Origin of the sequence: Pseudomonas sivasensis (genome assembly GCF_021391435.1) — a bacterium.
Classification (GTDB): Bacteria; Pseudomonadota; Gammaproteobacteria; order Pseudomonadales; family Pseudomonadaceae; genus Aquipseudomonas; species Aquipseudomonas sivasensis.
On record NZ_CP090029.1, the window covers coordinates 1,381,255 to 1,407,104 of the forward strand.

Sequence of the window (25,850 nt, forward strand, 5' to 3'; positions counted from 1 at the left end):
TGTATGCTGTGCACCGTTTCTTTCCCTTTTCAGGAGCGCTTCCGTGACCACCAGCAATCGCATTCTTCTTGGCGTCAACATCGACCACGTCGCCACCCTGCGCCAGGCCCGGGGCACCCGTTACCCTGACCCGGTCAAGGCCGCGCTGGACGCCGAAGAAGCAGGCGCCGACGGCATCACCGTGCACCTGCGAGAAGACCGCCGCCACATCCAGGAACGCGATGTGTTGCTGCTCAAGGACGTGCTGCAAACCCGCATGAATTTCGAAATGGGCGTCACCGAAGAAATGATGCTCTTCGCCGAGCGCATTCGCCCAGCGCACATCTGCCTGGTACCGGAAACCCGCCAGGAGCTGACCACCGAAGGCGGCCTTGACGTGGCCGGCCAGGAAGCGCGGATCAAGGCCGCGGTGGAGCGCCTGTCGAAAATCGGCAGCGAAGTGTCGCTGTTCATCGACGCCGACGAGCGCCAGATCGAAGCGTCGCGTCGTGTCGGCGCGCCGGCCATCGAACTGCACACCGGCCGTTACGCCGATGCCACCACGCCGACCGAAGTGGCGGATGAACTGCAGCGCATCATTGAAGGTGTGAACTGCGGCCTCAATGAAGGCCTGATCGTCAACGCCGGCCATGGCCTGCATTACCACAACGTCGAAGCCGTGGCTGCGATCAAAGGCATCAACGAGCTGAACATCGGCCACGCGTTGGTAGCCCACGCGCTGTTCGTCGGTTTCAAAGGCGCTGTGGCCGAGATGAAAGCCCTGATCCTGGCGGCCTCCAAGCCCTAAAAAACAATGAAGAACCAATGTGGGAGGGGGCTTGCTCCCGATAGCGGTGTATCAGCCATAAATGTGGTGGCTGACACACTGCTATCGGGAGCAAGCCCCCTCCCACATGAGAAGCCTTACTGTTTAGCCGATGCAGGTGTATCGTATCTGCCCTTTGCAGGCCTTGGGCCTGCGGCAGATACGTGAGGTTGTTGTGTCCCGATCCTTTTCCCGTCGACAAATCCTGGGTGGTCTTGCAGGCCTGGCCGTAGTGGGCGTCGGTGCCGGTGGCGCCTACCGTTACTGGCTGGGGAAAGTCGCCGAATCCGAAGCGGGTCACGACTACGAGCTGATCGCTGCACCGTTGGACGTGGAGCTGGTGCCGGGGCACAAGACCCAAGCCTGGGCGTTCGGCCCCTCGGCACCCGGCACCGAGTTGCGTGTGCGTCAGGGCGAATGGTTGCGGGTGCGCTTTATCAACCACCTGCCGGTCGCGACCACCATCCACTGGCACGGCATCCGCCTGCCGCTGGAAATGGACGGCGTGCCCTATGTCTCGCAACTGCCGGTGCTGCCGGGCGAATACTTCGACTACAAATTCCGCGTGCCCGACGCCGGCAGCTACTGGTATCACCCGCATGTGAACAGCAGCGAAGAACTCGGCCGAGGCCTGGTCGGCCCGCTGATCATCGAAGAGCGTGAACCCACCGGTTTCAAACACGAACGGACCCTCAGCCTGAAGAGCTGGCATGTGGACGAAGAGGGTGCGTTCGTTGCCTTCAGCGTTCCCCGTGAAGCGGCGCGTGGCGGTACGGCCGGGCGGCTGTCGACGATCAATGGCGTATCCCAGGCGGTGATCGACTTACCCGCTGGGCAGATCACCCGCGTGCGGCTGCTCAACCTCGATAACACCCTGACCTATCGCATCAACATCCCCGACGTCGAAGCGCAGATCTATGCGCTGGACGGCAATCCCATCGAACCGCGTCCATTGGGCAAGGAGTACTGGTTGGGGCCGGGTATGCGCATCTGCCTGGCGATCAAGGCACCGCCGGCAGGCGAAGAGCTCTCTATTCGCAACGGCCCGGTGCGCCTGGGCACTTTCCGCTCAGTCGCCAACACCGATGCACCGACCGAATGGCCCCCGGCGCTGCCCGCCAATCCGATTGCCGAACCGGACCTGGCCAATGCCGAGAAACTCAACTTCAATTTCGAGTGGGTCGGCTCGGTCTCGGTCAACGTCGACAATGGCAAGCCGCCGAGCCTGTGGCAGATCAACGGCCAGGCCTGGGACATCACCGACAAGACCTGCGCCGACCGACCGATTGCCAAGCTGGAAAAGGGCAAGAGCTACATTTTCGAATTGAAGAACATGACCCAGTACCAGCATCCGATCCACCTGCACGGCATGAGCTTCAAGGTGATCGCCTCGAATCGCCACAAGGTGATCCCCTACTTTACCGACACCTATTTGTTGGGCAAGAACGAGCGCGCCCGCGTGGCCTTGGTGGCGGATAACCCTGGAGTGTGGATGTTCCACTGCCACGTCATCGACCACATGGAAACCGGCCTGATGGCCGCCATCGAGGTGGCGTGATGCGCCAGATTCGCCCCTCGGCAATCATCGACCGCAGCCGCGACCAAGACTTCATGCGTGAAGCCCTGGCACTTGCCGCCCAAGGCGCCGCACTGGGCGAAGTGCCCGTGGGTGCGGTGTTGGTACAGGACGGTGAAATCATTGGTCGAGGTTTCAACCGCCCCATCAGCGGCAACGATCCCAGCGCCCATGCCGAGATGGTCGCCATACGCGACGCCGCCCAGGCCATCAGTAACTACCGGCTGGTGGGCAGCACGCTGTATGTGACGTTGGAGCCTTGCAGCATGTGCGCGGGGTTGATCGTGCATTCGCGAGTCGCGCGGGTGGTCTATGGCGCGTTGGAGCCGAAGGCGGGGATTGTGCAAAGCCAGGGGCAGTTTTTTACCCAGGGCTTTCTGAATCATCGGGTGGTGTTTGAAGGCGGTGTGCTGGCCGAGGAGTGCGGCACGGTGTTGAGCGAGTTCTTCAAGGCCCGCCGGGCGAAGCCTCAGATCTAACCAACACCGAGTATCAAATGCGGGAGGGGCGGTGCGACGATTCGACTTGCCCCTCCCACATTTTTGATCTTCATTTTTTCAGGGAGATTAGCGGTTACTTCTTGGCGATGATGACCGCCCGCATCGGTGCCGGCAGCCCTTCAATCGTCTTGCTGTGATCCTCGGGATCGAGGAAGTCACTCAGGGACTGATACTTCATCCATTCCGTCCCGCGCTGTTCCTCCACCGTGGTCACGCTCACATCCACGCAACGCACATCGCTGAAACCTGCGCGGCGCAGCCACAGCATCAACGCCGGCACCGACGGCAGGAACCACACGTTACGCATCTGCGCATAACGGTCTTCCGGCACCAGCACCTGTTGCTGGTCGCCTTCCACCACCAGGGTCTCCAGGACCAATTCGCCGCCCTTGACCAAGGTGTCCTTCAGCGCCAGCAAATGCTCGATGGGCGAGCGACGGTGGTAGAACACGCCCATGGAAAACACCGTGTCGAAGCCTTCGAGGTTGGCCGGCAAGTCTTCAAACGGAAATGGCAGGTGCCAGGCTTTCGGTTCGGACAGATACCGCTGCACCGCCTGGAACTGACAGAAGAACAGCCAGTTCGGGTCGACACCTATCACGCTGTCGGCGCCGGCGCCGAGCATGCGCCACATGTAGTAACCGTTGCCGCAGCCGACATCGAGGATGCGCTTGCCTTTCAAGTCCAGGTGCGGTGCGACGCGCGACCACTTCCAGTCCGAGCGCCACTCGGTGTCGACGTGCACGCCGAACAGGTGGAACGGCCCCTTGCGCCATGGGCTCAGGCCCATCAATGCGGTGCGCATCTGTGCGCGGGTTTCGTCGTCGCAGTCGGTGTCCAGCACCAGGTCATTCAGTAAGTCGACGTCGCTGGGCATGATCTTCGGCAGTGCATCCAATGCACTCTGCCAGCGCTCCAGGTCGCCATGTCCTTTTTCCATTTTGCTGTCGAGCTGCGCTTGCAGGCCTTGGGCCCATACGGCCAGAGGAGTGCCGACCAGATGGCGGGCGAGGGGAGACAAATCAATCATGGCAAGGCAATCAACGAGGCAAAGTTAAGACACTGGAACCACGGCACGACTTTCGAGAACCCGGCTGCCAGCAGGCGTTCGCGGTGTTCTTCGAGGCTGTCGGGCTTCATGACGTTTTCGATGGCGCTGCGCTTCTGGGCAATTTCCAGTTCGCTGTAGCCGTTGGCGCGTTTGAACGCGATATGCAGGTCGGTGAGCAGCGCGTGTTCTTCAAGGTCATTGAAGCGCAGCTTTTCCGAAAGGATCAGCGCACCGCCCGGTAACAGCGCCTGACGAATACGCGACAGCAAGCTCAGGCGCTCGTCGGGCGCGATGAATTGCAGGGTGAAATTCAACGCCACCACCGAGGCCGGCTGGAATTGCAGCGCGAGGATATCGCCCTCGATCACCTCGACCGGCAGCAACTCCTGGAACATCGAGTCCTGGCCGTTGAGGTATTCGCGGCAGCGCTCGACCATGGCGGCGGAGTTATCCACCGCAATCACTCGGCAGCCGTCGGTACGCACGTGTCGGCGTAGGGCTTGGGTGACAGCGCCAAGGGATGAACCCAGGTCGTAGAGCACGCTGTTGGGTTGGGCAAACTGCGCCGCGAGCACACCGAGGTTTTCGACGATAGTCGGGTAGCCTGGCACCGAGCGCTTGATCATGTCCGGGAATACCCGCACCACGTCCTCGTTAAAGGCGAAGTCCGGCACCTGGGGCAGGGGCTGGGCGAAAAGGCGATCGGGTTCTTTGCTCACGGTTGTTCCGGCGACGAGGGGGGAAAGGCCGGCATTTTAGCCAAGTTGGCCCTCGTGTGCGCGGGTTGTCTGATGGAAAGCAGAGGCGGTGATGCCCCACTGGCCAAGCCAATACGTGGTGATCAGCAAATACGGCGCGGCGTCGAACGCCACCACGAACCGATTGATGCCGATCAGGGCGTCTGAAAACACAAACGACACCGCGCCCGCCGCAGCCAGTAAGGCCGAGCGTTTTGGCACGTCACTGCCCAGCCGCGCGAGCGCGCGCCAGAGCATTGCGCTGATCACCAAGGCGTAAACCACGACGGGAATCAACAAGTCGCCAAGGCCATGGGAAATCAGGATGCTCAGCAGGACGACGCCTACACCAAGCGCCAATACCAACGGTAATACCGCCAAACGACGGCAATCGCTGAAATAGGCCTTGAGGTATGCCAGGTGCGCAAACAGAAACGCGCCAAGGCCGAAGATAAACAAGTCGCCAGGCCAAGCGAGCAACACGTCGCCCACCAGTGAGAAAATCAGCCCGAGGCTGATCCAGCGTCGATAGTCGGTGGGCGGTGCGTCATGCAGCCAGCCCAACAACGCCAGTACCGGCAGCGGTTTGACCAGCAGGCAGAGCAACATCGCGTGAGTGCTCAAACCGTAGATAAAAGTGGCGGCGCCCATCAACGCGAGTATCAGCCATGGCATATCAGTTCACCGTAAGGGTGCAGTCGAAGGTCTCCACGGGTTCGGCTTCCGGCTCCCACGGCTGCTGGGACGTCAGGCGTAAACGACCCTGGCCGGCGGCAAACGCCTGGAAGCGCCAGGTGGATTGACCACCGCCCCCGATCACGCCGGACTCAGTGCTGCTGTAGACCTCAGGGCTCAGCGCGCGCAGCACGCCGCCGGCGGAATCCTGGATGGCCCAGCGGTAGCCGGTGGTGGGGTTGCTCGGCAGGGTGAGGATCAGGTTTTGCCCGGTTTTAAGCTGGAGCGGGCAGGCGCTCTGGTTTTCCACGGTGACGTTTTGCTTCGGCGCACTGGCGCACGCGGTCAGCAGGCAAAGGCTCAGGGGGAGAAGCAGGCGGGCAGCAGTCATGGAGACTCCGTTTATACACGACGAAGGGCGAGCATAACCGAAGATGAGACAGGGTGTGACGGCGGCACCGTCTGTGCCGCCTAAGTTTCAAATAAGGGTCGTAGTCAGCCATACGTCATATTTGATGCTTAGCTTGAGTTCATTTCCGTTCCGGAGCTTGACGGTGAAGTCTAGCTTTGCCGTATGGTGTTGGTTGTCTGTCGAGATATCTAAAACCAGCGTTCCTTTTTGGGTTGTGGCCTCACCCAGATAGTGGTAGAAGCCGATGCGGTACATTTCAAAGTAGCGCACTCTCACCACGGGTGGTGAGGGGGTGCCTTCAAAATGGTACGTGCCGGGCTTAATATCACGATGGAGTACCAGCTCGATTCTTCGCTCGCTTTGGCGGCTTTGTCGCTCAGCAATGGCGGTTATGCCAAGCCATTTGTCATCGGCTGTATATTCCAGCTGTTGGGTTTGGAAATTCCCACGTTTGGACACGGATCCTTTGAACTCACCCGTAATGTTTTCGACCTCGGCTGGTGCTTCGCGAGTTGCTGTCATTGGTTTCTCCTTGATTGGACCTGCGCATGATTGGACGCGCAGTCGCTTCAATGTAGAGGGCGCCGGAACAACTGGGACCTGTGAGAAATGACAGTTTTTTAGACGGGTTGGCGATAACTCAGGAAGGGATTGATTACCGCAAATCTGAAATGAAAATGACCAGGCTTGAACCTGGTCATTATGAGTACACGGTTGCTCTCTATCGCTTAGAAAAGCACTTTAGCCACATCCGCAAACCGCTTGGCAAAGTGCACCGTCATGCCCTCTTTAAGATACTCCGGCAACTCTTCAAAACTGCCGCGATTGGGCTCCGGCAATATCAGCTCGTGAATCTTCTGACGTCGCGCAGCAATCACTTTCTCGCGCACGCCGCCGATCGGCAGTACATGTCCGGTCAGCGTCAGTTCGCCGGTCATGGCAACGCCTTTTTTCGGCGCTTGGTTACGGGCCAGGGACAACAACGCACTGGCCATGGTCACGCCAGCGCTCGGGCCGTCCTTCGGCGTGGCACCTTCCGGCACGTGCAAGTGCACGAAGGCTTCGTCGAAGAACTTCGGATCGCCGCCAAACGACTTCAGGTTGGAGCTGATGTAGCTGTAGGCAATTTCGGCAGACTCTTTCATCACCTCGCCTAATTGCCCGGTGAGCTTGAAGCCTCGGTTCAGTGTGTGGATGCGCGTCGCCTCGATTGGCAGGGTCGCGCCGCCCATGCTGGTCCAGGCCAGTCCGGTGATCACACCGGTACCGGACAGCACTTGCTCATTGCGGAACACCGGCATGCCGAGGGAGCTTTCCAGGTCCTTGTTGCCGATTTTGATCACCGAGTTCGGCGCATCCAGCAACTTGACCACGGCTTTGCGTACCAGTTTGCCCAGTTGTTTCTCCAACTGGCGCACCCCTGCCTCACGGGCATAACCGTCGATCAATGCGCGCAGGGCGCCGTCGCTGATGGTCAGGGTGTTTTTCGATACGCCGGCTTTTTCCAGCTGTTTTGGCCACAGGTGGCGCTTGGCGATGGCGACTTTTTCTTCGGTGATATAGCCCGACAGGCGAATCACTTCCATCCGGTCCAACAGCGGGCCGGGAATTGAGTCCAGGGTGTTAGCGGTGCACACGAACAGCACTTTGGACAGGTCCAGGCGCAGGTCGAGATAGTGGTCGAGGAATTCGACGTTCTGTTCCGGGTCGAGGGTTTCGAGCAGGGCCGAGGCCGGGTCGCCCTGGAAGCTTTGGCCCATCTTGTCGATCTCGTCGAGCATGATCACCGGGTTCATCACTTCAACATCTTTGAGCGCCTGCACCAGCTTGCCCGGCATGGCGCCGATGTAGGTACGGCGATGGCCCTTGATCTCGGCCTCGTCGCGCATGCCGCCGACGCTGAACCGGTAGAACGGCCGGCCCAGGGACTCGGCGATGGATTTACCCACGCTGGTCTTGCCCACGCCCGGCGGGCCGACGAGCAGCACGATGGAGCCGGCGACTTCGCCTTTGTAAGCGCCCACCGCCAGGAATTCGAGGATACGGCTCTTGATGTCGTCCAGTCCGGCATGGTGCTTATCCAGCACCTTGCGCGCGTGTTTCAGGTCGAGCTTGTCCTCGCCGTACACGCCCCACGGCACCGAGGTTGCCCAATCCAGATAGTTGCGGGTGACCGCATATTCCGGCGAGCCGGTTTCCAGGATTGACAGTTTGTTCAGTTCTTCATCGATGCGTTTTTTCGCCTGGGCTGGCAGCACTTTGTCTTCCAGGCGTTGCTCGAATTGCTCCACGTCCGCGCTGCGATCGTCCTTGGTCAGGCCCAGCTCCTGCTGGATCACCTTGAGCTGTTCTTTAAGGAAGAACTCGCGCTGGTGTTCGCCGATCTTGCGGTTCACCTCGGCGGAGAGCTCCTTTTGCAGGCGCGCGACTTCGACTTCCTTGCGCAGCATCGGCAGGACTTTTTCCATGCGTTTGAGCATGGGGACGCAGTCCAGCACTTCCTGCAGCTCGTTACCGGTGGCGGAGGTCAGCGCGGCGGCGAAATCGGTGAGGGGCGACGGGTCGTTGGGGCTGAAGCGGTTGAGGTAGTTCTTCAGCTCTTCGCTGTACAGCGGGTTAAGCGGCAGCAGCTCTTTGATCGCATTGATCAGCGCCATGCCGTAGGCCTTGACCTCGTCGGTCGGCTCGGTGGGCTGGTGTGGGTATTCGACTTCCACCAGATACGGTGGACGATGGTGCTTGAGCCAGGTCTTGATGCGCACGCGGGTCAGGCCCTGGGCCACGAATTGCAGCTTGCCGTTCTCGCGGCTGGCGTGATGCACCTTCACCAGGGTGCCGTACAGCGGCAGGGCGGAGGTGTCGAAGTGGCGTGGATCTTCCGGCGGCGTGTCCATGAAGAACAGAGCGAGTGAGTGGTGGTCGGATTTGCTCACCAGCTCAAGGGTCTCAGCCCACGGTTCTTCGTTGACAATCACCGGCAGCACTTGCGCCGGGAAGAAAGGCCGGTTGTGGATCGGGATGATGTAGACCTTGTCCGGCAGGTTTTGCCCTGGAAGAGCCAGGCCGGTATTGGACGAGGAGGTTTTAGCGTTTTCGGGGTCTGCGTAGTCGTTGAGGTCGTAATCAGGAAATTCTTGCTGGTCGCTCATGGGGCACCTGCATAAGGAAGTATGGAGGTTAGATGGGGCGAGGCAGCAGTGGTTTCAATGGGGGGCGTGAGATAGCAACATATTGCATGAAATTCCTGCGGCGACTTGGTCAATGTGGGAGAGGGCAAGTCAATCGTCGCACCGCCCTGCCAACATTGGCTCCGTGTTGCGTCAGCTGATTTTGTGGAGGTAGGCGGGGAGTGGCTGTTCTGGCAGCACCGATAGCACTTTCAAACGCTGCAACATCCGCTGCCGTGCCCGTTGCAAATGCTCGCGCAGATTCAACGCCGCCGCGTCAAACGCGCCATGCAGCAGCAACTCCAGAATCAAGCGATGTTCGGCGAGCATGGCTGGATCCGCGCCGATCCCCAGCAATCGGTAAAAAATTCGGCTGATGATCATCGGGCTTTGGCCCTGGCGAATCAGCGCGGCAATCTTGCGGTTCTGCATCCCGGCCAGGCAGCGCTGGTGCAAGTCTTCTTCGATCTGCTCGATGGCTTCCAGGCTGCACTCGGCGCTGTTCTGGGCATCCAGTACCCGCTGCAGCATGGCTTCAAGGACCTCGCGGTCCAGGTTCGGTGCGCTCTGGCGCAGCGCCTCGGGCTCCAGGCAGGCACGTAGTTCGTAATCCTCGGTGACTTCCCGCGCGGTCAACGGCCCGGCCAACCATTGGGAGTAGGGCTCTTTTTCCACCAGGCCACGGTCACGCAGGCGCATCAGCGCTTCACGCACCACCGCTCGGCTGACGCCGTAGTGGTCGGCGGCGGCTTGTTCATCCAAGCGGTAATGGCCGAAGGCAATGCAGGTGGACAGTGCCGCGCCGATCTCCTCGACGATCCGCTCGCCCAGCGGCCGGGTGTCCACTAGCTCAGCCTCGCCGTTGAGACCCAGGTGCGCATGGCTCAGGGGCAGGCGCAGCGGCTCCATGACCAAGCCTTCGGGGTTGATCAGATAACCCCGGCCGTTGAAGCGGCAGATCAAGCCTTCGGCATGCAGCAGGTCCAGCGCCTTGCGCACCGGCACGCGGCTGGTGCCGAACAGTTCGGCCAAGGGCGCTTCCAGTAAAACCAAGCCATGACGGGCGGTGCCATTGACGATCGCGTCGCGCAACACCTGGTGAATCATCGCGTAACGGGAGGCCGAGGCGGACACTGCTTTCATCACTTTCTCTGGGGCTTGTAGGACGGTGGCCGGGGATTCTCTCATAAGTTGCGCCTGTCACTCTGTGCTACGTCGGTGGCACTTTTTTGGGGCCTGAAAGGTGTGACTGTTACTTTTCTGCACCAAAATGTACTTATTAATAAAAGATACATTATTTCATTGGAGGTGGATCCCAGGTGTGATGCAAGACATTTTTCCATCGATCAAAACCATCTATCCCGCTGCTATGGGCGAAAAACCGTAACCGCGTAAACAGCGCTACGTAGAGACTGGCACGAAAGCTGCCTTTGTAAAATGTACATTTTATGAATATGTACGTTTTATGAGGTTCTCCTGATGTCAGACGCCACATCAATGGCCGAGGATTTCGCCAGCGGTCGCAGCGACCCGGTGCAAGCCCTCGAACAGGCACTCGATCAAGCGAGCCGCTCGGCCAGCGTTTTCATTTCCCTGACCGCCGAGCGCGCCCGCCGTGAAGCCGAAGCGTCCGCGGCCCGTTGGCGAGCTGGCCAGCCCTTGAGCGGGTTCGATGGTGTGCCCGTTGCCTGGAAAGACCTGTTCGACGTGGCTGGCAGCGTCACCACAGCCGGCGCAGCTTACCGGCGCAACGCGCCTGCGGCCTTGCTCGACGCACCGAGCGTGGGCCTGCTTTGCCGCGCCGGGATGGTCAGCATCGGCAAAACCAACCTCAGCGAACTCGCTTATTCCGGGTTGGGCCTCAACCCGCATTTCGGCACGCCGCACAACCCCCATGGCACGGACCAACCGCGCATTCCCGGCGGCTCGTCCTCGGGTTCGGCCGTGGCCGTGGCCGCCGGCATTGTGCCGATTGCCATGGGCACCGACACCGCAGGCTCCATTCGCATCCCGGCGGCGCTCAATGGTGTGGTGGGTTACCGCAGCAGCAGCCGACGTTACAGCCGTGATGGCGTATTTCCCCTGGCTCGTTCCCTCGACAGCCTCGGCCCGCTGACCCGCAGCGTGCGTGATGCGCTGGCCATCGATGACCTGCTCCATGGCCGCACACAGACCCACAGCGCCCGCAGCCTCAAAGGCCAGCGCTTTGTACTGGCGCAGCAGGACGTCGAGCCCGCTGTGCGCAACAATCTGCTGAGCGCCGTGGCGCAACTCAAGGCCCAAGGCGCGCTGATCGAAGAACGTGAATGCCCGACCTTCCAGGCCACTCTGGACCTGATCAAACACCACGGCTGGCTCGGTGCCTTCGAAGCGTTCGCCCTGCACCAAACCCTGCTTGACAGCGCCGATGCCGAGCAACTCGACCCCCGCGTGCGCCGCCGCCTCGAAGCCGCCCGCGCGCTGCCGGCCAGCCAACTTATCCACCTGACCGATGCGCGCCGTCGTCTGCAACAGCAACTGCTCGACGACCTTGACGGGGCGATCCTGATCACTCCCACCGTCGCCCACGTCGCGCCCGCTTTGGCGCCCCTGGAAAACGACGACGACCTCTTCGTGAACACCAACCTCGCCACCCTGCGCCTGACCATGCCCGGCAGTTTGCTGGACATGCCAGGCGTGACCTTGCCCAGCGGCCGCGATGCCCAGGGCCTGCCCACCGGGCTGCTGCTCAGCGCCCCGACAGGAGAAGACGCACGCCTGCTGCGCGCAGCGTTGTCCGTCGAAACCGTACTTAACGTTTAAGGAGACACACCATGGCTAAAGACATCCTCTGTGCATTTGGCGTCGACGTGGACGCCGTCGCCGGCTGGCTCGGTTCCTACGGCGGCGAAGACTCGCCCGACGATATTTCCCGTGGCCTGTTCGCCGGTGAAATCGGCGCGCCGCGCCTGCTCAAATTGTTTGAACGTTACGGCCTGCGCACCACCTGGTTTATCCCTGGCCACTCGATGGAAACCTTCCCTGAGCAGATGAAGGCCGTGGCCGACGCCGGTCACGAAATCGGCGTGCATGGCTACAGCCACGAAAACCCGATTGCGATGACCGCCGAGCAGGAAGAAATCGTCCTCGATAAATCCATCGAGTTGATCACCCAGGTGACTGGCAAACGTCCCACCGGCTACGTCGCGCCTTGGTGGGAATTCAGCAAGGTCACCAACGAACTGCTGCTGAAAAAGGGCATCAAGTACGACCACAGTCTGATGCACAACGACTTCCATCCGTACTACGTCCGCAAGGGCGACACCTGGACCAAGATCGACTACAGCCAGCACCCCGACACCTGGATGAAACCCTTGGTGCGCGGCGAAGAAACCGACTTGGTGGAGATCCCGGCCAACTGGTACCTGGACGACCTGCCGCCGATGATGTTCATCAAGAAAGCCCCCAACAGCCACGGTTTCGTCAACCCGCGTCACCTCGAAGAAATGTGGCGCGACCAGTTCGACTGGGTCTACCGCGAACACGAACACGCGGTGTTCACCATGACCATCCACCCCGACGTGTCTGGCCGCCCGCAAGTGCTCTTGATGCTTGAGCGCCTGATCGAACACATCCAAAGCCATGCCGGCGTGCGCTTCGTCACCTTCGACGAAATCGCCGATGACTTTATCCGCCGCCAACCCCGTACCTGACCCTTAGAAAAACAGCCCCCCACCTCCGAGGCGCGACTCATGTCCATCTACAACAAGCTTGACCTGACTGGCTGGAAACCCCGGCAACTCACCTCCAAGGAAGTGCGGTTTGCGACCTGGATTGCGTTTTTCGCCTGGGTGTTTGCGGTGTATGACTTCATCCTGTTCGGCACCTTGCTGCCGGAGATCGGCCGGCATTTTGGCTGGGGTGAAGTGGAGCAAGCTGAAATCGCGACGTGGGTGGCGGTGGGCACGGCAGTAGTCGCCTTTGCCATCGGCCCTGTGGTCGATAAGTTGGGCCGTCGCAAGGGCATTATCTTCACCGTGGCCGGTTCCGCGCTGTGCTCGGCGCTGACCGCGATTGGTGGGGCGTGGGGTAAGTCACCGCTGATTCTGATCCGTTCGTTGGGCGGCCTGGGCTATGCCGAGGAAACCGTCAACGCCACGTACCTGAGTGAGCTGTACGGCGCCTCGGAAGACCCGCGACTGACCAAACGTCGCGGTTTCATCTACAGCCTGGTGCAGGGCGGCTGGCCGGTCGGTGCATTGATCGCCGCTGGCTTGACTGCACTGTTGCTGCCGATCATCGGCTGGCAAGGCTGCTTTATCTTCGCCGCGATCCCGGCGGTGGTGATTGCGATCATGGCGCGCAAGCTCAAGGAGAGCCCGCAGTTCCAGATCCATGAACGCATCAGCCAACTGCGCAAAAACGGCGCGGTGACAGAAGCACAGAACGTGGCGGCAACCTACGGCGTGGATTACGACGAACACAGCAAGGCCGGCCTTAAAGCTGCGTTCCGTGGCCCGGCCCGCCGCGCCACCCTGGTGATCGGCGCTGCGTTGTTGCTCAACTGGGCGGCGATCCAGGTGTTCAGCGTGTTGGGCACTTCCGTGATCGTCAGCGTGCACCACATCTCGTTCGAGAACTCGCTGATCATCCTGGTGCTGTCGAACCTGGTGGGTTACTGCGGTTACCTCAGCCACGGCTGGATGGGTGACAAGATCGGCCGTCGCAACGTGATCGGCCTGGGCTGGATGCTGGGCGGCCTGTCGTTCGCCGGTATGCTGTTTGGCCCAAGCAACATGGCCATGGTGGTCGGGCTGTATAGCCTGGGCCTGTTCTTCCTGATCGGGCCTTACTCGGCGGCTTTGTTCTTCATCAGCGAAAGTTTCCCTACCAGCATCCGCGCCACCGGTGGCGCGATCATCCACGCCATGGGGCCGATTGGCGCAGTAGTCGCCGGTTTCGGTGCAACCCAGGTGTTGTCCGCCGGCAGCGACTGGCAGACCGCCGCGCTGTGGTTCGGCGCCTTGCCGTGCTTTTTGTCCGGTGTCCTGATGTTTGCCGCGCGCCATGTGCGTCCGGAAACCGTTCAGTAAGGAGTGATTGATGAGTCGTAAAGTTGCCTTGATTACCGGTGCCGCCAGTGGCATCGGCCAAGCCCTCGCCGTGGCGTATGCGCGCAACGGCGTGGCGGTGGTGGGCGGGTACTACCCGGCCGATCCCCATGATCCACAGACCACCGTTTCCCTGGTGGAAGAGGCCGGTGGCGAATGCCTGATGTTGCCGCTGGATGTCGGTGATACCGCCTCGGTCGACGCCCTGGCCGCACAGGCCGTGCAGCACTTCGGCCGATTGGATTACGCGGTCGCCAACGCCGGCTTGCTGCGTCGCGCGCCACTGCTGGAAATGACCGATGCACTCTGGGACGAGATGCTCAACGTCGACCTGACGGGGGTGATGCGCACCTTCCGTGCGGCGACGCGGCACATGAAGGAAGGCGGCGCGCTGGTGGCGATTTCCTCGATTGCCGGCGGCGTGTATGGCTGGCAGGAGCACTCGCACTATGCCGCCGCCAAGGCCGGTGTGCCGGGCTTGTGCCGGTCGCTGGCGGTGGAATTGGCCGGTTTGGGGATTCGCTGCAATGCGGTGATCCCAGGCTTGATCGAGACGCCGCAGTCCCTGGATGCGAAGAATTCGCTGGGCCCGGAAGGTTTGGCGAAAGCCGCGCGGGCGATTCCGCTGGGGCGGGTAGGGCGCGCGGATGAAGTGGCATCGCTGGTGCAGTTCTTGACCAGTGATGCGTCGAGTTATTTAACCGGGCAGAGCATCGTCATTGACGGCGGCCTGACCGTGCGCTGGCCTGACTGACTGATGTACTTGATCCAAATGTGGGAGGGGCGGTGCGACGATTCGACTTGCCCCCCGATGGCAGTGTTTCAGTTAGCCCATCTGTGACTGACCCACTGCCATCGGGGGCAAGCCCCCTCCCACATTGAAAGTGGAATTTTTCAGGAGTTTTTGCATGAACCAACTGACCAACCGCCGGGCCGTGATCACCGGCGCCGGCAGCGGCATCGGTGCCGCCATCGCCCGCGCCTACGCCGTTGAAGGCGCGCGTCTGCTATTGGCCGACCGCCACGCCGCCAGCCTCGCCGAAACCGCAATCACCTGCCGCAACCTCGGCGCCGAAGTGGTCGAGTGCGTGGCCGATGTGGGCACCGTCGAAGGCGCCCAAGCCAGTGTCGACCGCTGCGTCGAGCACTTCGGCGGCATCGATATTCTGGTCAACAACGCTGGCATGCTTACCCAGGCGCGGTGCGTCGACCTGTCCATCGAGATGTGGAACGACATGCTGCGCGTCGACCTCACCAGCGTGTTCGTCGCCAGCCAGCGCGCTTTGCCCCACATGGTCGCGCAGCGCTGGGGGCGGATCATTAATGTGGCCTCGCAACTGGGCATCAAGGGCGGCGCCGAACTGACTCACTACGCGGCGGCCAAAGCGGGTGTGATTGGGTTTACCAAGTCCCTGGCGCTGGAAGTGGCCAAGGATAACGTGCTGGTCAACGCCATCGCCCCTGGCCCGATCGAAACCCCTTTGGTCGGTGGCATCAGCGACGACTGGAAACGCGCCAAGGCCGCCGAACTGCCCTTGGGCCGCTTTGGCCTGGCGGACGAAGTCGCGCCTACCGCCGTGCTGCTCGCCAGCGAGCCGGGCGGCAATCTGTTCGTCGGCCAGACCCTGGGCCCGAACTCCGGCGATGTCATGCCATGAGTGAGGTGTAGCCATGTGCGGACTCTGCGGATTGCTCGGCGAAGACCTGCACTGGAGTGATCCCCTGGGCGACGAATTGCCCCGGCGCCGCGAGCGCCTGCGCCGTATCGCTGCGATCAACCAGGTGTTGGCGGTGTTCCGGCTCAAGGTCGAAGATTTCCAGGGCGCCTCCTATCTGCTGTTGGGCGCCACCGGTAAACAGGAACTGGCGAGCGGCCTGGATCAACTCTGGCAGGCGGCCGAAACCATGCTCGGCCGCCCGCTGGATCCTCTCGATCCACGGCTGTTGGATCACTTGGAGTCAACCCCATGAGCATCGCGCTGAATGTCATTACCGGCTTCCTCGGCAGCGGCAAGACCACCTTGCTCAAACGCCTGCTGCAAGGCGAAAGCCTCGGCGATACTGCGTTGCTGATCAACGAATTCGGCGACGTCGGCATCGATCATCTGTTGGTGGAAGAAGTCGCGCCAGACACCGTGCTGCTGCCCAGCGGCTGCATCTGCTGCTCGATCCGTGGCGAACTCAAGGACGCGTTGCTCGGCCTGTTGCAGCGCCGCGAGCGTGGCGAAATACCCGCGTTCAAACGCGTGATCCTGGAAACCACCGGCCTGGCCGACCCGGCACCGATCCTTGCCACCCTGAACAACGATGTGCAATTGCGTGGACGTTTTCATATCGGCCTGGTGATCACGCTGGTCGATGCCAGCCACGCCGCCCTGCAAGAGCGCCTGCACCCGGAATGGCTGGCCCAGGTGGCGGCTGCGGACCGTTTGCTGCTGAGCAAGACGGACTTGGCGGGCGAGTGCGAGCCCCTGCGCGCGCATCTGCGGGCACTCAATACCGGCACGCCGATCCTCAATACCCATGACATTCACAGCGGCGATCAATTGCTGCTGGGCGAAGGCTTGCGCAGCGCCGAGCCAGCGATGGAAGTCAGCCGTTGGCAACTGCATCAAACCACCACCGCCACCCACGGTGCGGCGCAAGTGTGCAGCCTGACCTTCGACCAGCCGCTGGACTGGGTCGGCTTCGGGGTGTGGTTGTCGATGCTGTTAAGATGCCACGGCGAACGAATCCTTCGCGTCAAAGGACTGCTCAACGTGAACGCCAGCAACGCCCCCATCGTCATTCATGGCGTGCAGCACTGCCTGCATGCCCCGGTCCATCTGCCTGCGTGGCCGGGCACAGACCGGCAATCGCGCCTGGTGTTTATCCTGCGCGGCCTTGACCCTGCGCTGTTGCGGCGTTCTTTTGATGTGTTCTCGCGGCGGTTCGCGGGATGATCACCTTACGCGTCCTCGGCACCTCCGTGACCTTGCTCGAAACCCTGCGCGTACGTGCCGAACAGGAGCTGGGTATTCGCCTGGTGTACCAGGTGCACGACGTTGAACAGGCCCAACGCATTGCGGTGATGCAGCCCGACAGCTACGACCTGTACGACCAGTGGTTTCATAACGTCGACTTCGTGTGGCCGGCCCGGGCGATCCAGCCCATCGACACACGGCGCATCGCGCTGTGGCATGAGATCAACGACCTGCCCAAACGGGGGCGTTTGTCGCCCAGCGACCGCCTGGGTAGCGGCAGCGTGCCCAGTGAGCGTTTATTTGTGCAGCACGACGGCAGCCTCGGCAGCACCGTCACCGACCGCATCAGCATGCTGCCCCTGACCCACAACGCCGACAGTTTCGCCTACCGCCCCGAGCGCCTGCCCGAAGGTTTTTGCCACGGCAACGAAAGCTGGGGCTGGCTGCTGGACCCGGCCTGGCGCGCGCGCACAGCGCTGCAAAGTGACGCCGCCATCGGCGCCCTGGACGCCGCACTGGCGGTGCAGGGCGCGGGGCTGGCCCGCTTTAACGACATCGGCAATATGAGCATCGAAGAGATCGACGTGCTTGCTGACATTCTGGTGCGCAAACAGAAAGAAGGGCATTTCGCTGCGTTCTGGTCCGACGATGAAGAGGCTGCGCAACTGATGCTCAGCCCCAGCATCGATATCCAGAGCCTGTGGTCGCCGACCCTGATGCGCCTGCACCGCGCTGGAGTGAAATACCGCCTAGCCGTACCCCGCGAAGGCTATCGCGCCTGGTTTGGCGGTTTGTCACTGTCGCGCCATGCCCAAGGCCCGGTGCTGGATGCGGCCTATGCCTATCTCAATTGGTGGTTGTCCGGCTGGCCCGGCGCGGTCATGGCCCGCCAGGGTTACTACATCGGCAACCCGGCGCGCAGCCGCGATCACCTGAGCAGCGCCGAGTGGGATTACTGGTACGCCGGCAAGCCTGCGCGGGAGGAATTGTTGGGGAGTGATGGATTGCCGCTGATTGATATTGGCGAAGTGCGGGACGGGGGCTCATATGAGCAGCGGATGGGGCATATCGCGGTGTGGAACTCGGTGATGGATGAGCACAACTACCTGGTGCGCAGGTGGGGGGATTTCATGCGGGCGCGTGGTGTTTGATTGAGTGCGTGGGTTGGGGGGCATATCCGTTGCTGCGGTAACGGCAGCCTATGGTTCCGCTCTTACAGCGGGTCACTTTTGGAAAGGCCGGAATGCTGGCCCAGCTAGGTTGACGGGGCGATTCCAGATCAAAAGCAACAGCGCGGCGGCCTTAGAGCCGACCAGTTCTTAAGCCGAACTCATTCCAAATGTGGGAGGGGGCTTGCTCCCGATGGCAGTGGGTCAGTCACAGCTGCATCAACTGACACACCCTCATCGGGAGCAAGCCCCCTCCCACATTTTGATCTCCACATATCAGATAAGTCCCAGCCTGCTTTAGATCTGCTTTAGATCTGCTTTTGCTTTTGCTTTTGCTCTTACATCCTTTTCGCTGACGAAGTCAGCGGTCTTTTGATCTGCGCTTTTGATCGTGATCTTAGGCGCCCCGTTAAACACGCTGGCCGCACGCAGGCTTGAATCCGTGGGTAACCCGGCAGGACGCCGGGTTAGCCGCACTGGGCCATGGATGGCCCATTGCGGCGGCCCACGGATTCAAGCCGGAGTGCGGGCACACCGAGCCTAGGCGAGGTGCCGAGTGTTGGGGCAAGAGCCCTTTGGTTACTTTGGGGCTTTTCCAAAGTGACCCGCCGTAAGGGCGGAACCAATACCCGCCGTTACCCAAATAACGGATATACCCCCCAAGCCAACCCTCTGTCGCCAATAAACCGCCACCTAAATCCCCACGTTTATTGAATGCACACCCCCCAACTCCCAGCTAATCTCCTCACACCCAATATCCAACGAAAATGGATATTTTTTTGACGCCAGGTCAGCTGTCGCAAGGAATGCACATGACAAAAGGACGTAGTGGCAGAGAGAGGCGAACACTGCCAGAGGGCACCGCCATGACGTGGCGCCATACGTTCCAAACTCGCATCGCCGGGGTGCTGGCACTGCTGCTGCTGGTGGTCGTCGCCGCCACCTATTTTGCCGTCAAGGCCGCCACCACCCGCGCGGTGGAGAACCAGGCGCAAGTCCAGTTGAAAACCGGAACCCAGGTGTTCGAGCGTCTGCTGGACCTGCGCGGGCGTCGCCTGCAATACGGCCTCGATTGGCTCACCGTCGACGGCCCGTTCAAGCAAGCCGTGGCCGAAGGCAACACGGTGTCGATTCTGGCTGCACTGCGTCGGCATGGCTCCGGCGTCCGTTCCAGCGAGGTGTTTGTGCTGGGGCTGGATGGCAAGGTCGTGGTCAGCACGTTGCCCATCCTCACGCGCGGGCAGCTTTTTCCCTATGACACTGCCTTGCGCCATGCGCGGCGTGACGGCCTGCAAATGGTGATTGTCGCCCTGGACGGGCGGCCCTACTTGCTGGTGCAGGATGAAGTCCTCGACCCCCTGCCCATCGCCCGCGTCATCATGGGCTTTGCCATGGACCAACTGTTCGCCAACGAACTGCGTTCCATGAGCAACCTGGAGGTGTCGTTTCTCAGCGTGCAGGACGGCAGGCCCGGTCCGTTGTTCAGTACCCAGCCTGTCGATTATCAGGCCGGCACCCTCAGCCTGCTCCACGATGCGCCTTTGAACCCAGAGGCGCAGATCCATCCGTTTTACGGTGAGCGTGTGCTCAGCCAAGTGTTGCCGCTGGCCAACACCGGTGACGGCAACGAGGTGCGCGTATTGCTGCAAAGCCCGCTGGACCACGCGCTGGAATCTTTTGCGCCGCTGGACCGGCAGTTCCTCGGGATCGCCCTGGCCGTGCTGGTGGTCTCGTTGGCCGGTGCGTTGTTCCTGGCGCGGCGGGTGTCGCGCCCGCTCAATGCGTTGGTGGAGGCGGCCGGGCGCATTGGCGCGGGGGATTACCGCACGCCGGTGCGGGTGCGCAGCCACGATGAATTCGGCCTGTTGGCCCGTGCGTTCAATGCCATGCAAAGCCGCATCGCCGTGCGCGAACGGCAACTGGCCCATAACGCCCTGCATGACGCTCTCACCGGGTTGCCCAATCGCGCGCTGGCGATGGAGCGCCTGGGCAGCGCGATCAGTGCGCGTCGGCCAGTGGTGTTGCTGTACCTGGGTATCGAAAACTACCGGGTCATCAACGAGGGCTTCGGTCCCGAGGGCGTCGAAGAGATGATGCGCGAGGCCAGCCGGTGTCTGTCCATGAGCCTATTGGCCAGCGATACCGCTGCGCGCATCACCAGCAGCGAATTCCTGTTGTTGCTGGAAAATACCGAGGTTGACCGCGCCGTAGCCCGCGCCGACCGCCTCTACGCGCTGCTTACCGAACCCCAGCGCATCGGCAATGACGAAGTGCGCCACGAGGTGAGTATCGGCATCGCCGCGTACCCCGCCGACGGCCAGTATGTGGAGGAGTTGATCAGCCGTGCGGCCATCGCGCGTCACGATGCAACGACGCTGCCCGGTTATCTACAGATCTACCAGCAGGACCGCGATCTTGCGCACCAGCGCCAGATCAGCCTGATCCGCGACCTGCGCCGTGCGGTCGTCGAAGGTGAGTTGCACCTGTGTTATCAGCCCAAGCTCGACCTCCTGCATGGCCATGTTCGCCAGGCCGAGGCCTTACTGCGCTGGCAGCATCCGACGCTGGGGCTGGTATCGCCCGCCGAGTTCATTCCCCTGGCTGAACGCACTGGCAGCATGGGTGGCCTGACCCAGTGGGTGATCGAAGAGGCTATTCGTCAGATCGGCGAGTGGGCGCAGCGCGGATTGCATATCCAGTTGTCGGTGAATATTTCTGTGGACGACCTGGCCGATGATGACCTGGCGATTCGTGTGACCACCTTGCTGGAACACTACGACGTGCAGGCCCAGCAACTGATTTTCGAGATCACCGAAAGCGCGATCATGCACAACCCGAAGCAGGCCCTCAGCGTGCTGGAACAATTGCGCGGGTGTGGCATCAGCCTGTCGGTGGATGACTTCGGCACGGGCTATTCGTCGCTGGCGCAATTGCAGCGCTTACCGGTACAGGAATTGAAGATTGACCAGTCGTTTGTGCGCAACCTCGACAGCGCCACGGGCGACGGCGTGATCGTGCGCTCCACCATCGAAATGAGCCACAACCTGGGGCTCAAGGTAGTGGCCGAAGGCGTGGAGTTCGAGCCCAGTCTCAAACTCCTCAAACAGTGGAACTGCGATACGGCCCAGGGCTACCTCATCAGTCGGCCGCTCAATGCCATGGCGTTCGAGATGTGGATGCGCCGCGAGCGCGCGCCGGTCTGAAGCCCGCGTCTATAGTTTTTAGGCCCCAGGCCGATACGCTCTACAAGGCTTGACCGTTTGCACAGTTATTTACCGACCAACGGTCAAGTATCCAGCGCTATTGCATGATGGCATTGTGCCTTGTTTGCGGCATCATGACCGTAACCCACTGTGCCAGGGCTGGCCGCTCATTTTCCATTTTTTGCGGATCGACCATGGCCCGAACTCCTCCCTTGCTCTCCCTGACGCTGATGCTGATGTTGGCCGGCTCTGCGTCGGCGGCCACGCTGGACCTGGTGTTCAAGCGGGCCGATGGCAGCCCGGTGGCGGATGCGGTCGTGACCCTGCAAGGCCCGCCCGGCGCATCGTCGGCCGTGCTCAAAGCGAATATGGACCAACGCGGCCAGCGCTTTGCGCCCCATGTGCTGGCGGTACACACCGGCACTCAGGTGCGCTTCCCCAACAGCGACAACATCCGGCATCAGGTCTATTCGTTCAGCGCCGCCAAACGTTTCGAACTACGCCTGTACGAAGGCACGCCCGCCGAGCCGCTGCTGTTCGACAAACCCGGCGTGGTGGTGCTGGGCTGCAATATCCATGATTGGATGCTCGGTTACATCTACGTCACCGATGACCCCCTCTTCGCTGTCAGCGACGCCCAGGGCCAAGTGCACCTGGAGCAGCTGGCGCCCGGTGATTACCGCGCCACCCTGTGGCACCCGCAGTTGGCGGATATGCAGCCCTTGGACGGCGGTACCCTGCATGTGCCTGCCGCTGGCCTGAGACACAACGTAGTGCTGGCCCTGGAGCCGGCGTCCGAGGATCTTCCGCCGACGCCAAGTGCCTTTGGCGATGCCTTCAATCGAGCCGCCCGTGAAACTGCGCAGTAGTTTCCAGGCGCGGGTCGCCAGCGTCCTGATCCTGCTGTTGCTGGTGGTGATCGGCGCACTGTATTTCAGCGTCAAGGCTGCCACCAATTCAGCGGTGCGCAGCCAGGCGCTGGCCCAGTTGGATGTGGGCGCGCGGGTTTTTGAGCGCTTGCTGGACGTACGCGGGCGGCGCCTCGCTGACGGCGTGCAACTGTTGGCGGCCGACTTCGGTTTTCGTGATGCGGTGGCCAGTGGCGACTCGGCGACGATGCGCTCGGTGCTGCTCAACCACGGCAAGCGCATCAACGCCAGTGACATGATCCTGCTGGGCATGGACGGCAAAGTCCTGGCCAGTACCCTCAGCGAAGTGCCCGAAGGCTCGACCTTCAAGTATGACCAGTCGCTGCGCGAGGCCCGGCGCAATCGCCAGGCCATGTTGATTGTGCCGTTGCAAGGCAAGCCGCACCTGTTGGTCGAAGCCTCGGTGCTGGCGCCGCTGCCGATTGCGCGGGTGGTGATGGGCTTCAGCATGGACGGTGCGTTCGCCGATGAGTTGCGCTCGTTGAGCAACCTGGAAGTGTCGTTCCTGGCGATTGAAAAAGACCAGCCTGGCGAGTTAGTCACCACCCAACCCCAAGAGCTGCGCAGGAGCATCCTTGCATTGATGCAGGGCGATTCCACGCGCCGTGGCGTGTCCACCACCGATCACCTGGAGCAGCGTTTCCTCAATCAGTCGTTGGTATTGGCCAGCGATGAAAACGGCAAAGTCCTGGCGTTGCTGCAAAGCCCGCTGGATGCGGCGATGCAAGCCTTTGTGCCGTTGGATGAGAAGATCCTCGCCATCGCACTGGTCGCGTTGCTGGCTTCGTTGATCGGTGCCTTGCTGCTGGCGCGCACCGTGTCGCGCCCAGTGCAGGCGCTGGCCCTGGCGGCCGAGCGCATTGGCCAGGGCGACTATCAAACACCCGTGACCCTGGCCCGCAGTGACGAACTGGGGTTACTGGCCCATGCGGTCAATTCCATGCAAAGCGGCATCGCCGAGCGCGAACAGCAGCTTGCCCACAATGCTTTGCATGATCGCCTCACCGGCCTGCCGAACCGGGCACTGGCCATGGAGCGTCTGGGCAGCGCCATTGCGTTGAATCGGCCGGTCGCGTTGATCTACCTGGGCATCGACAACTTGCGCGTCGCCAGCGAAACCGCCGGGACGGATGCGGTGGACCAATTGCTGCTTGCCGTCAGCCGTCGCCTGGAAGCCGTGCTGCGCCCCGGCGATACCCTGGCGCATCTGATCGCCGACGAGTTCCTGCTATTGCTCGAAGGCGCAGGCAGCGACGAGGCGGTGGGCATGGCCGACAAACTCCAACAACTGTTGCTGCGGCCCCAGCGCATCAACGGCCATGACCTGGCGCTGGACTGCCGTTTGGGCATCGCCGCATTCCCAGCCGATGGCGAAAGCCCGCACACCTTGCTTGAACGCGCGGCCATCGCCATGAAAGACGCCGCGCAAATGCCCGGTCGCCTGCAGGTCTATGAACATGGCCGTGACCTCGCGCACCGCCGCCAGATCACGCTGATTCGCGACCTGCGCCACGCGCCCAACCAAGGCCAATTGCTGCTGCATTACCAGCCCAAGCTGGACATTCGCGAGGGCCACGTACGTCAGGCCGAAGCCTTGCTGCGCTGGCAGCATCCGCAGTTCGGCATGGTCTCGCCGGCGGAGTTCATTCCCTTGGCCGAGCGCTCCGGCAGTATTCAGTTGCTGACCCACTGGGTGATCGAAGAGGGCATTCGTCAGTTGTGTGAGTGGAACCGCCGTGGCCTGTACCTGCAGTTGTCGTTGAACATCTCGGCGGACGATTTGCTCGGCGATGAACTGGCCCACCGCGTCTCGGCGTTGCTGCGTCGCTACGGTTTGCCGGCTGAGCAACTGGTGTTCGAAATCACCGAAAGCGCAGTAATGCGCGAGCCGGAAAAAGCCCTCAAAGTCCTGCACCTGCTGCGTGATTGCGGCATCAGTCTGTCGGTGGATGACTTCGGCACCGGCTATTCGTCCCTCGCGCACCTCAAGCGTCTACCGGTGCAAGAGTTGAAGATCGACCAATCCTTTGTGCGCAACCTCGATGAAACCAGTGAGGACGCGGTGATCGTGCGTTCCACCATCGAAATGAGCCACAACCTGGGCCTCAAAGTGGTTGCCGAGGGCGTTGAATATGCCCATAGCCTGCGCCTGCTGGAGCGCTGGCAGTGCGACACGGCCCAGGGGTATCTGATCAGTCGGCCTTTGAGCGCCGACGCTTTCGAAGCCTGGGTGGCGTTGCCACTCAGTGCGCAAACTTCCCTGGTTCATTGAGTGGCTGACGTGCGTCTTTCTCTACTGATCGGCTGCCTGGCCGCCCTGACTGTGCAAACCACCCTGGCCGACAACGGCCGCCTGATCGCCACCGGCGGTGCCAGCAGCATCGAGGGCACGGCGGGCGGCGGCATCACGCCGTGGGCGGTGCTGGCCGGCTATGGCGAACAGCACGAGTGGGGCGCCACGGCGTTCGCCACCACCGTCAACCTGCCGGACTATCGGCTGGACGTGGCGGGGCTGGCGTTGGCCTATGACAACCGCGTCGAAGTCTCTTTCGCCCGCCAGCGCTTTGACCTCGGCAGCCTGGTGCACAAGCTGAATCTGCCGGAAGACAACCTTGGCCAGGATGTGCTCGGTGTGAAGGTCCGCCTGTTCGGTGACGTGATTTACGACCGCTTGCCGCAGGTTTCGCTGGGCCTGGAATACAAACACCAGACCAACTTCGACATCCCCAGCCTGGTTGGCGCCAAGCGTGACAGCGACGTGGAGGGCTACCTCGCCGCCAGCCGTTTGTTCATGGGCGCGGCGTTTGGCTACAACGTGCTGGTCAACGGTAGCCTGCGCTACAGCCGCGCCAATGAAACCGGCCTGCTTGGCTTCGGCGGCGACCGCCGCGACCGTCGCAGCCTGCTCAAGGAAGGTTCGGTGGCCCTGCTGTTCAACCCGCGCTGGGCGGTGGGCGTGGAGTACCGCGAGAAGCCCGATAACTTGTCGTTCGCTGGCGAAAGCGACTGGGCGGACGTGTTTGTCGGCTACTTTCCCAACAAGCATGTGTCGTTTGTGCTGGCCTACGCGCGCCTCGGCGAAATCGCTACGTTGGATAACCAGAACGGCACCTACCTGTCCGTACAGGGGAGTTTCTAATGCGCCTTTTACCGATTGCGCTGGTGCTGCTGCTCAGCGCCTGCGCCCAGCAACCGCCCAAGGACGACAGCCTGTACCGCGACCTTGGCGCCATGCCCGGCATCACGCGGATTGTCGAAGGCATGCTGCTCAACATTGCCCGGGATCAGCGCATCGTCGAACGCTTTCGGCGCGTCGATATCCAGCGCCTGCGCAACAAATTGATCGAACAGTTCTGCGTCGAAGCAGGCGGGCCGTGCACCTATACCGGTGACAGCATGGCCGAGAGTCATAAGGGCCAGAACGTGAGCCGCAGTGACTTCAATGCGTTGGTGGAGGATTTGATCAAGGCGATGGACAGCGAAGGGATCTCGGTGCCGGTGCAGAATCGGTTGATTGCACGGTTGGCGGTGATGCGCGGTGAAGTGATCGAGCACTAGTTTCATGAGTGCCGG

23 protein-coding genes are annotated in these 25,850 nt (G+C 61.6%); 16 read left to right on the top strand and 7 right to left on the bottom strand.

The window, feature by feature from the left end; genetic code table 11:
* Positions 1-43: 43 nt before the first annotated feature.
* From pdxJ to tadA, 3 genes are all read left to right on the top strand, one after another.
* Entirely contained in the window at positions 44-787 is a 744-nt protein-coding gene (gene pdxJ / locus LRO94_RS06155; protein WP_032886456.1) for a pyridoxine 5'-phosphate synthase, read from the top strand.
* A gap of 193 nt (positions 788-980) precedes the next feature.
* Positions 981-2,363 (top strand): multicopper oxidase family protein, encoded by a 1,383-nt coding sequence (locus tag LRO94_RS06160; protein WP_095184314.1) that lies wholly within the window; start codon positions 981-983, stop codon positions 2,361-2,363.
* Entirely contained in the window at positions 2,363-2,860 is a 498-nt protein-coding gene (tadA, locus tag LRO94_RS06165) for a tRNA adenosine(34) deaminase TadA (protein WP_032886457.1), read from the top strand. Before LRO94_RS06160 ends, tadA begins: the two co-directional genes overlap by 1 nt.
* A 94-nt stretch (positions 2,861-2,954) precedes the next feature.
* Here the strand turns inward: tadA and cmoB are convergent, their stop codons facing one another.
* The 7 genes from cmoB to LRO94_RS06200 all read right to left on the bottom strand — a co-directional run bounded on the left by cmoB (position 2,955) and on the right by LRO94_RS06200 (position 10,066).
* Complete coding sequence (cmoB, locus tag LRO94_RS06170; RefSeq protein ID WP_032886458.1) at positions 2,955-3,911, bottom strand: tRNA 5-methoxyuridine(34)/uridine 5-oxyacetic acid(34) synthase CmoB; 957 nt, start codon at positions 3,909-3,911, stop codon at positions 2,955-2,957.
* Positions 3,908-4,651, bottom strand: coding sequence for a carboxy-S-adenosyl-L-methionine synthase CmoA (gene cmoA, locus LRO94_RS06175; RefSeq protein ID WP_032886460.1), 744 nt, complete (start codon positions 4,649-4,651; stop codon positions 3,908-3,910). The genes cmoB and cmoA overlap by 4 nt, the downstream gene beginning before the upstream one ends.
* A gap of 36 nt (positions 4,652-4,687) precedes the next feature.
* Positions 4,688-5,344, bottom strand: a complete 657-nt coding sequence (locus tag LRO94_RS06180) for a lysoplasmalogenase (protein ID WP_122752522.1) — start codon at positions 5,342-5,344, stop codon at positions 4,688-4,690.
* Between the two features lies 1 nt (position 5,345).
* A complete protein-coding gene (locus tag LRO94_RS06185) occupies positions 5,346-5,735 on the bottom strand; it encodes a protease inhibitor I42 family protein (protein ID WP_032886463.1) in 390 nt (129 codons plus the stop codon).
* 87 nt (positions 5,736-5,822) lie between these two features.
* Complete coding sequence (locus LRO94_RS06190) at positions 5,823-6,278, bottom strand: hypothetical protein (protein ID WP_179179483.1); 456 nt, start codon at positions 6,276-6,278, stop codon at positions 5,823-5,825.
* A 206-nt stretch (positions 6,279-6,484) separates the two neighbouring features.
* The gene (gene lon / locus LRO94_RS06195; RefSeq protein ID WP_032886465.1) at positions 6,485-8,905 is read right to left on the bottom strand and encodes an endopeptidase La; all 2,421 of its coding nucleotides are present in this window, start codon (positions 8,903-8,905) and stop codon (positions 6,485-6,487) included.
* A 171-nt stretch (positions 8,906-9,076) separates the two neighbouring features.
* Positions 9,077-10,066, bottom strand: coding sequence for a GntR family transcriptional regulator (locus LRO94_RS06200; protein WP_095183918.1), 990 nt, complete (start codon positions 10,064-10,066; stop codon positions 9,077-9,079).
* A 336-nt stretch (positions 10,067-10,402) separates the two neighbouring features.
* Here LRO94_RS06200 and LRO94_RS06205 point away from each other — a divergent pair, with 336 nt between their 5' ends.
* From LRO94_RS06205 to LRO94_RS06265, 13 genes are all read left to right on the top strand, one after another.
* The gene (locus LRO94_RS06205; protein ID WP_179179482.1) at positions 10,403-11,725 is read left to right on the top strand and encodes an amidase; all 1,323 of its coding nucleotides are present in this window, start codon (positions 10,403-10,405) and stop codon (positions 11,723-11,725) included.
* Between the two features lie 11 nt (positions 11,726-11,736).
* Positions 11,737-12,615, top strand: a complete 879-nt coding sequence (locus LRO94_RS06210; protein WP_003210406.1) for a polysaccharide deacetylase family protein — start codon at positions 11,737-11,739, stop codon at positions 12,613-12,615.
* Positions 12,616-12,654: 39 nt separating this feature from the next.
* Positions 12,655-13,995 (top strand): MFS transporter, encoded by a 1,341-nt coding sequence (locus tag LRO94_RS06215; RefSeq protein WP_032886468.1) that lies wholly within the window; start codon positions 12,655-12,657, stop codon positions 13,993-13,995.
* A gap of 10 nt (positions 13,996-14,005) precedes the next feature.
* The gene (locus LRO94_RS06220) at positions 14,006-14,767 is read left to right on the top strand and encodes an SDR family NAD(P)-dependent oxidoreductase (RefSeq protein WP_095183921.1); all 762 of its coding nucleotides are present in this window, start codon (positions 14,006-14,008) and stop codon (positions 14,765-14,767) included.
* Positions 14,768-14,921: 154 nt separating this feature from the next.
* Positions 14,922-15,671, top strand: coding sequence for an SDR family NAD(P)-dependent oxidoreductase (locus LRO94_RS06225; protein WP_032886471.1), 750 nt, complete (start codon positions 14,922-14,924; stop codon positions 15,669-15,671).
* 13 nt (positions 15,672-15,684) lie between these two features.
* Complete coding sequence (locus LRO94_RS06230; protein ID WP_032886473.1) at positions 15,685-15,984, top strand: hypothetical protein; 300 nt, start codon at positions 15,685-15,687, stop codon at positions 15,982-15,984.
* Positions 15,981-16,955: a CobW family GTP-binding protein gene (locus tag LRO94_RS06235; RefSeq protein WP_032886474.1), complete on the top strand. Its 975-nt coding sequence runs from the start codon at positions 15,981-15,983 to the stop codon at positions 16,953-16,955. The genes LRO94_RS06230 and LRO94_RS06235 overlap by 4 nt, the downstream gene beginning before the upstream one ends.
* Positions 16,952-18,127 carry an ABC transporter substrate-binding protein gene (locus tag LRO94_RS06240; protein ID WP_032886475.1) on the top strand — a complete coding sequence of 392 codons (1,176 nt, stop codon included), beginning with the start codon at positions 16,952-16,954 and terminating at the stop codon, positions 18,125-18,127. Before LRO94_RS06235 ends, LRO94_RS06240 begins: the two co-directional genes overlap by 4 nt.
* A gap of 884 nt (positions 18,128-19,011) precedes the next feature.
* Positions 19,012-21,348 (top strand): putative bifunctional diguanylate cyclase/phosphodiesterase, encoded by a 2,337-nt coding sequence (locus tag LRO94_RS06245; protein WP_179179481.1) that lies wholly within the window; start codon positions 19,012-19,014, stop codon positions 21,346-21,348.
* Between the two features lie 194 nt (positions 21,349-21,542).
* Complete coding sequence (locus LRO94_RS06250) at positions 21,543-22,217, top strand: methylamine utilization protein (protein ID WP_179179480.1); 675 nt, start codon at positions 21,543-21,545, stop codon at positions 22,215-22,217.
* A complete protein-coding gene (locus LRO94_RS06255; protein WP_179179479.1) occupies positions 22,201-24,549 on the top strand; it encodes a bifunctional diguanylate cyclase/phosphodiesterase in 2,349 nt (782 codons plus the stop codon). Before LRO94_RS06250 ends, LRO94_RS06255 begins: the two co-directional genes overlap by 17 nt.
* Before the next feature lie 9 nt (positions 24,550-24,558).
* Positions 24,559-25,416 (top strand): DUF3034 family protein, encoded by an 858-nt coding sequence (locus tag LRO94_RS06260; RefSeq protein ID WP_179179478.1) that lies wholly within the window; start codon positions 24,559-24,561, stop codon positions 25,414-25,416.
* Positions 25,416-25,835 carry a group I truncated hemoglobin gene (locus LRO94_RS06265; RefSeq protein WP_032891871.1) on the top strand — a complete coding sequence of 140 codons (420 nt, stop codon included), beginning with the start codon at positions 25,416-25,418 and terminating at the stop codon, positions 25,833-25,835. Before LRO94_RS06260 ends, LRO94_RS06265 begins: the two co-directional genes overlap by 1 nt.
* The last annotated feature ends 15 nt before the right edge of the window (positions 25,836-25,850 follow it).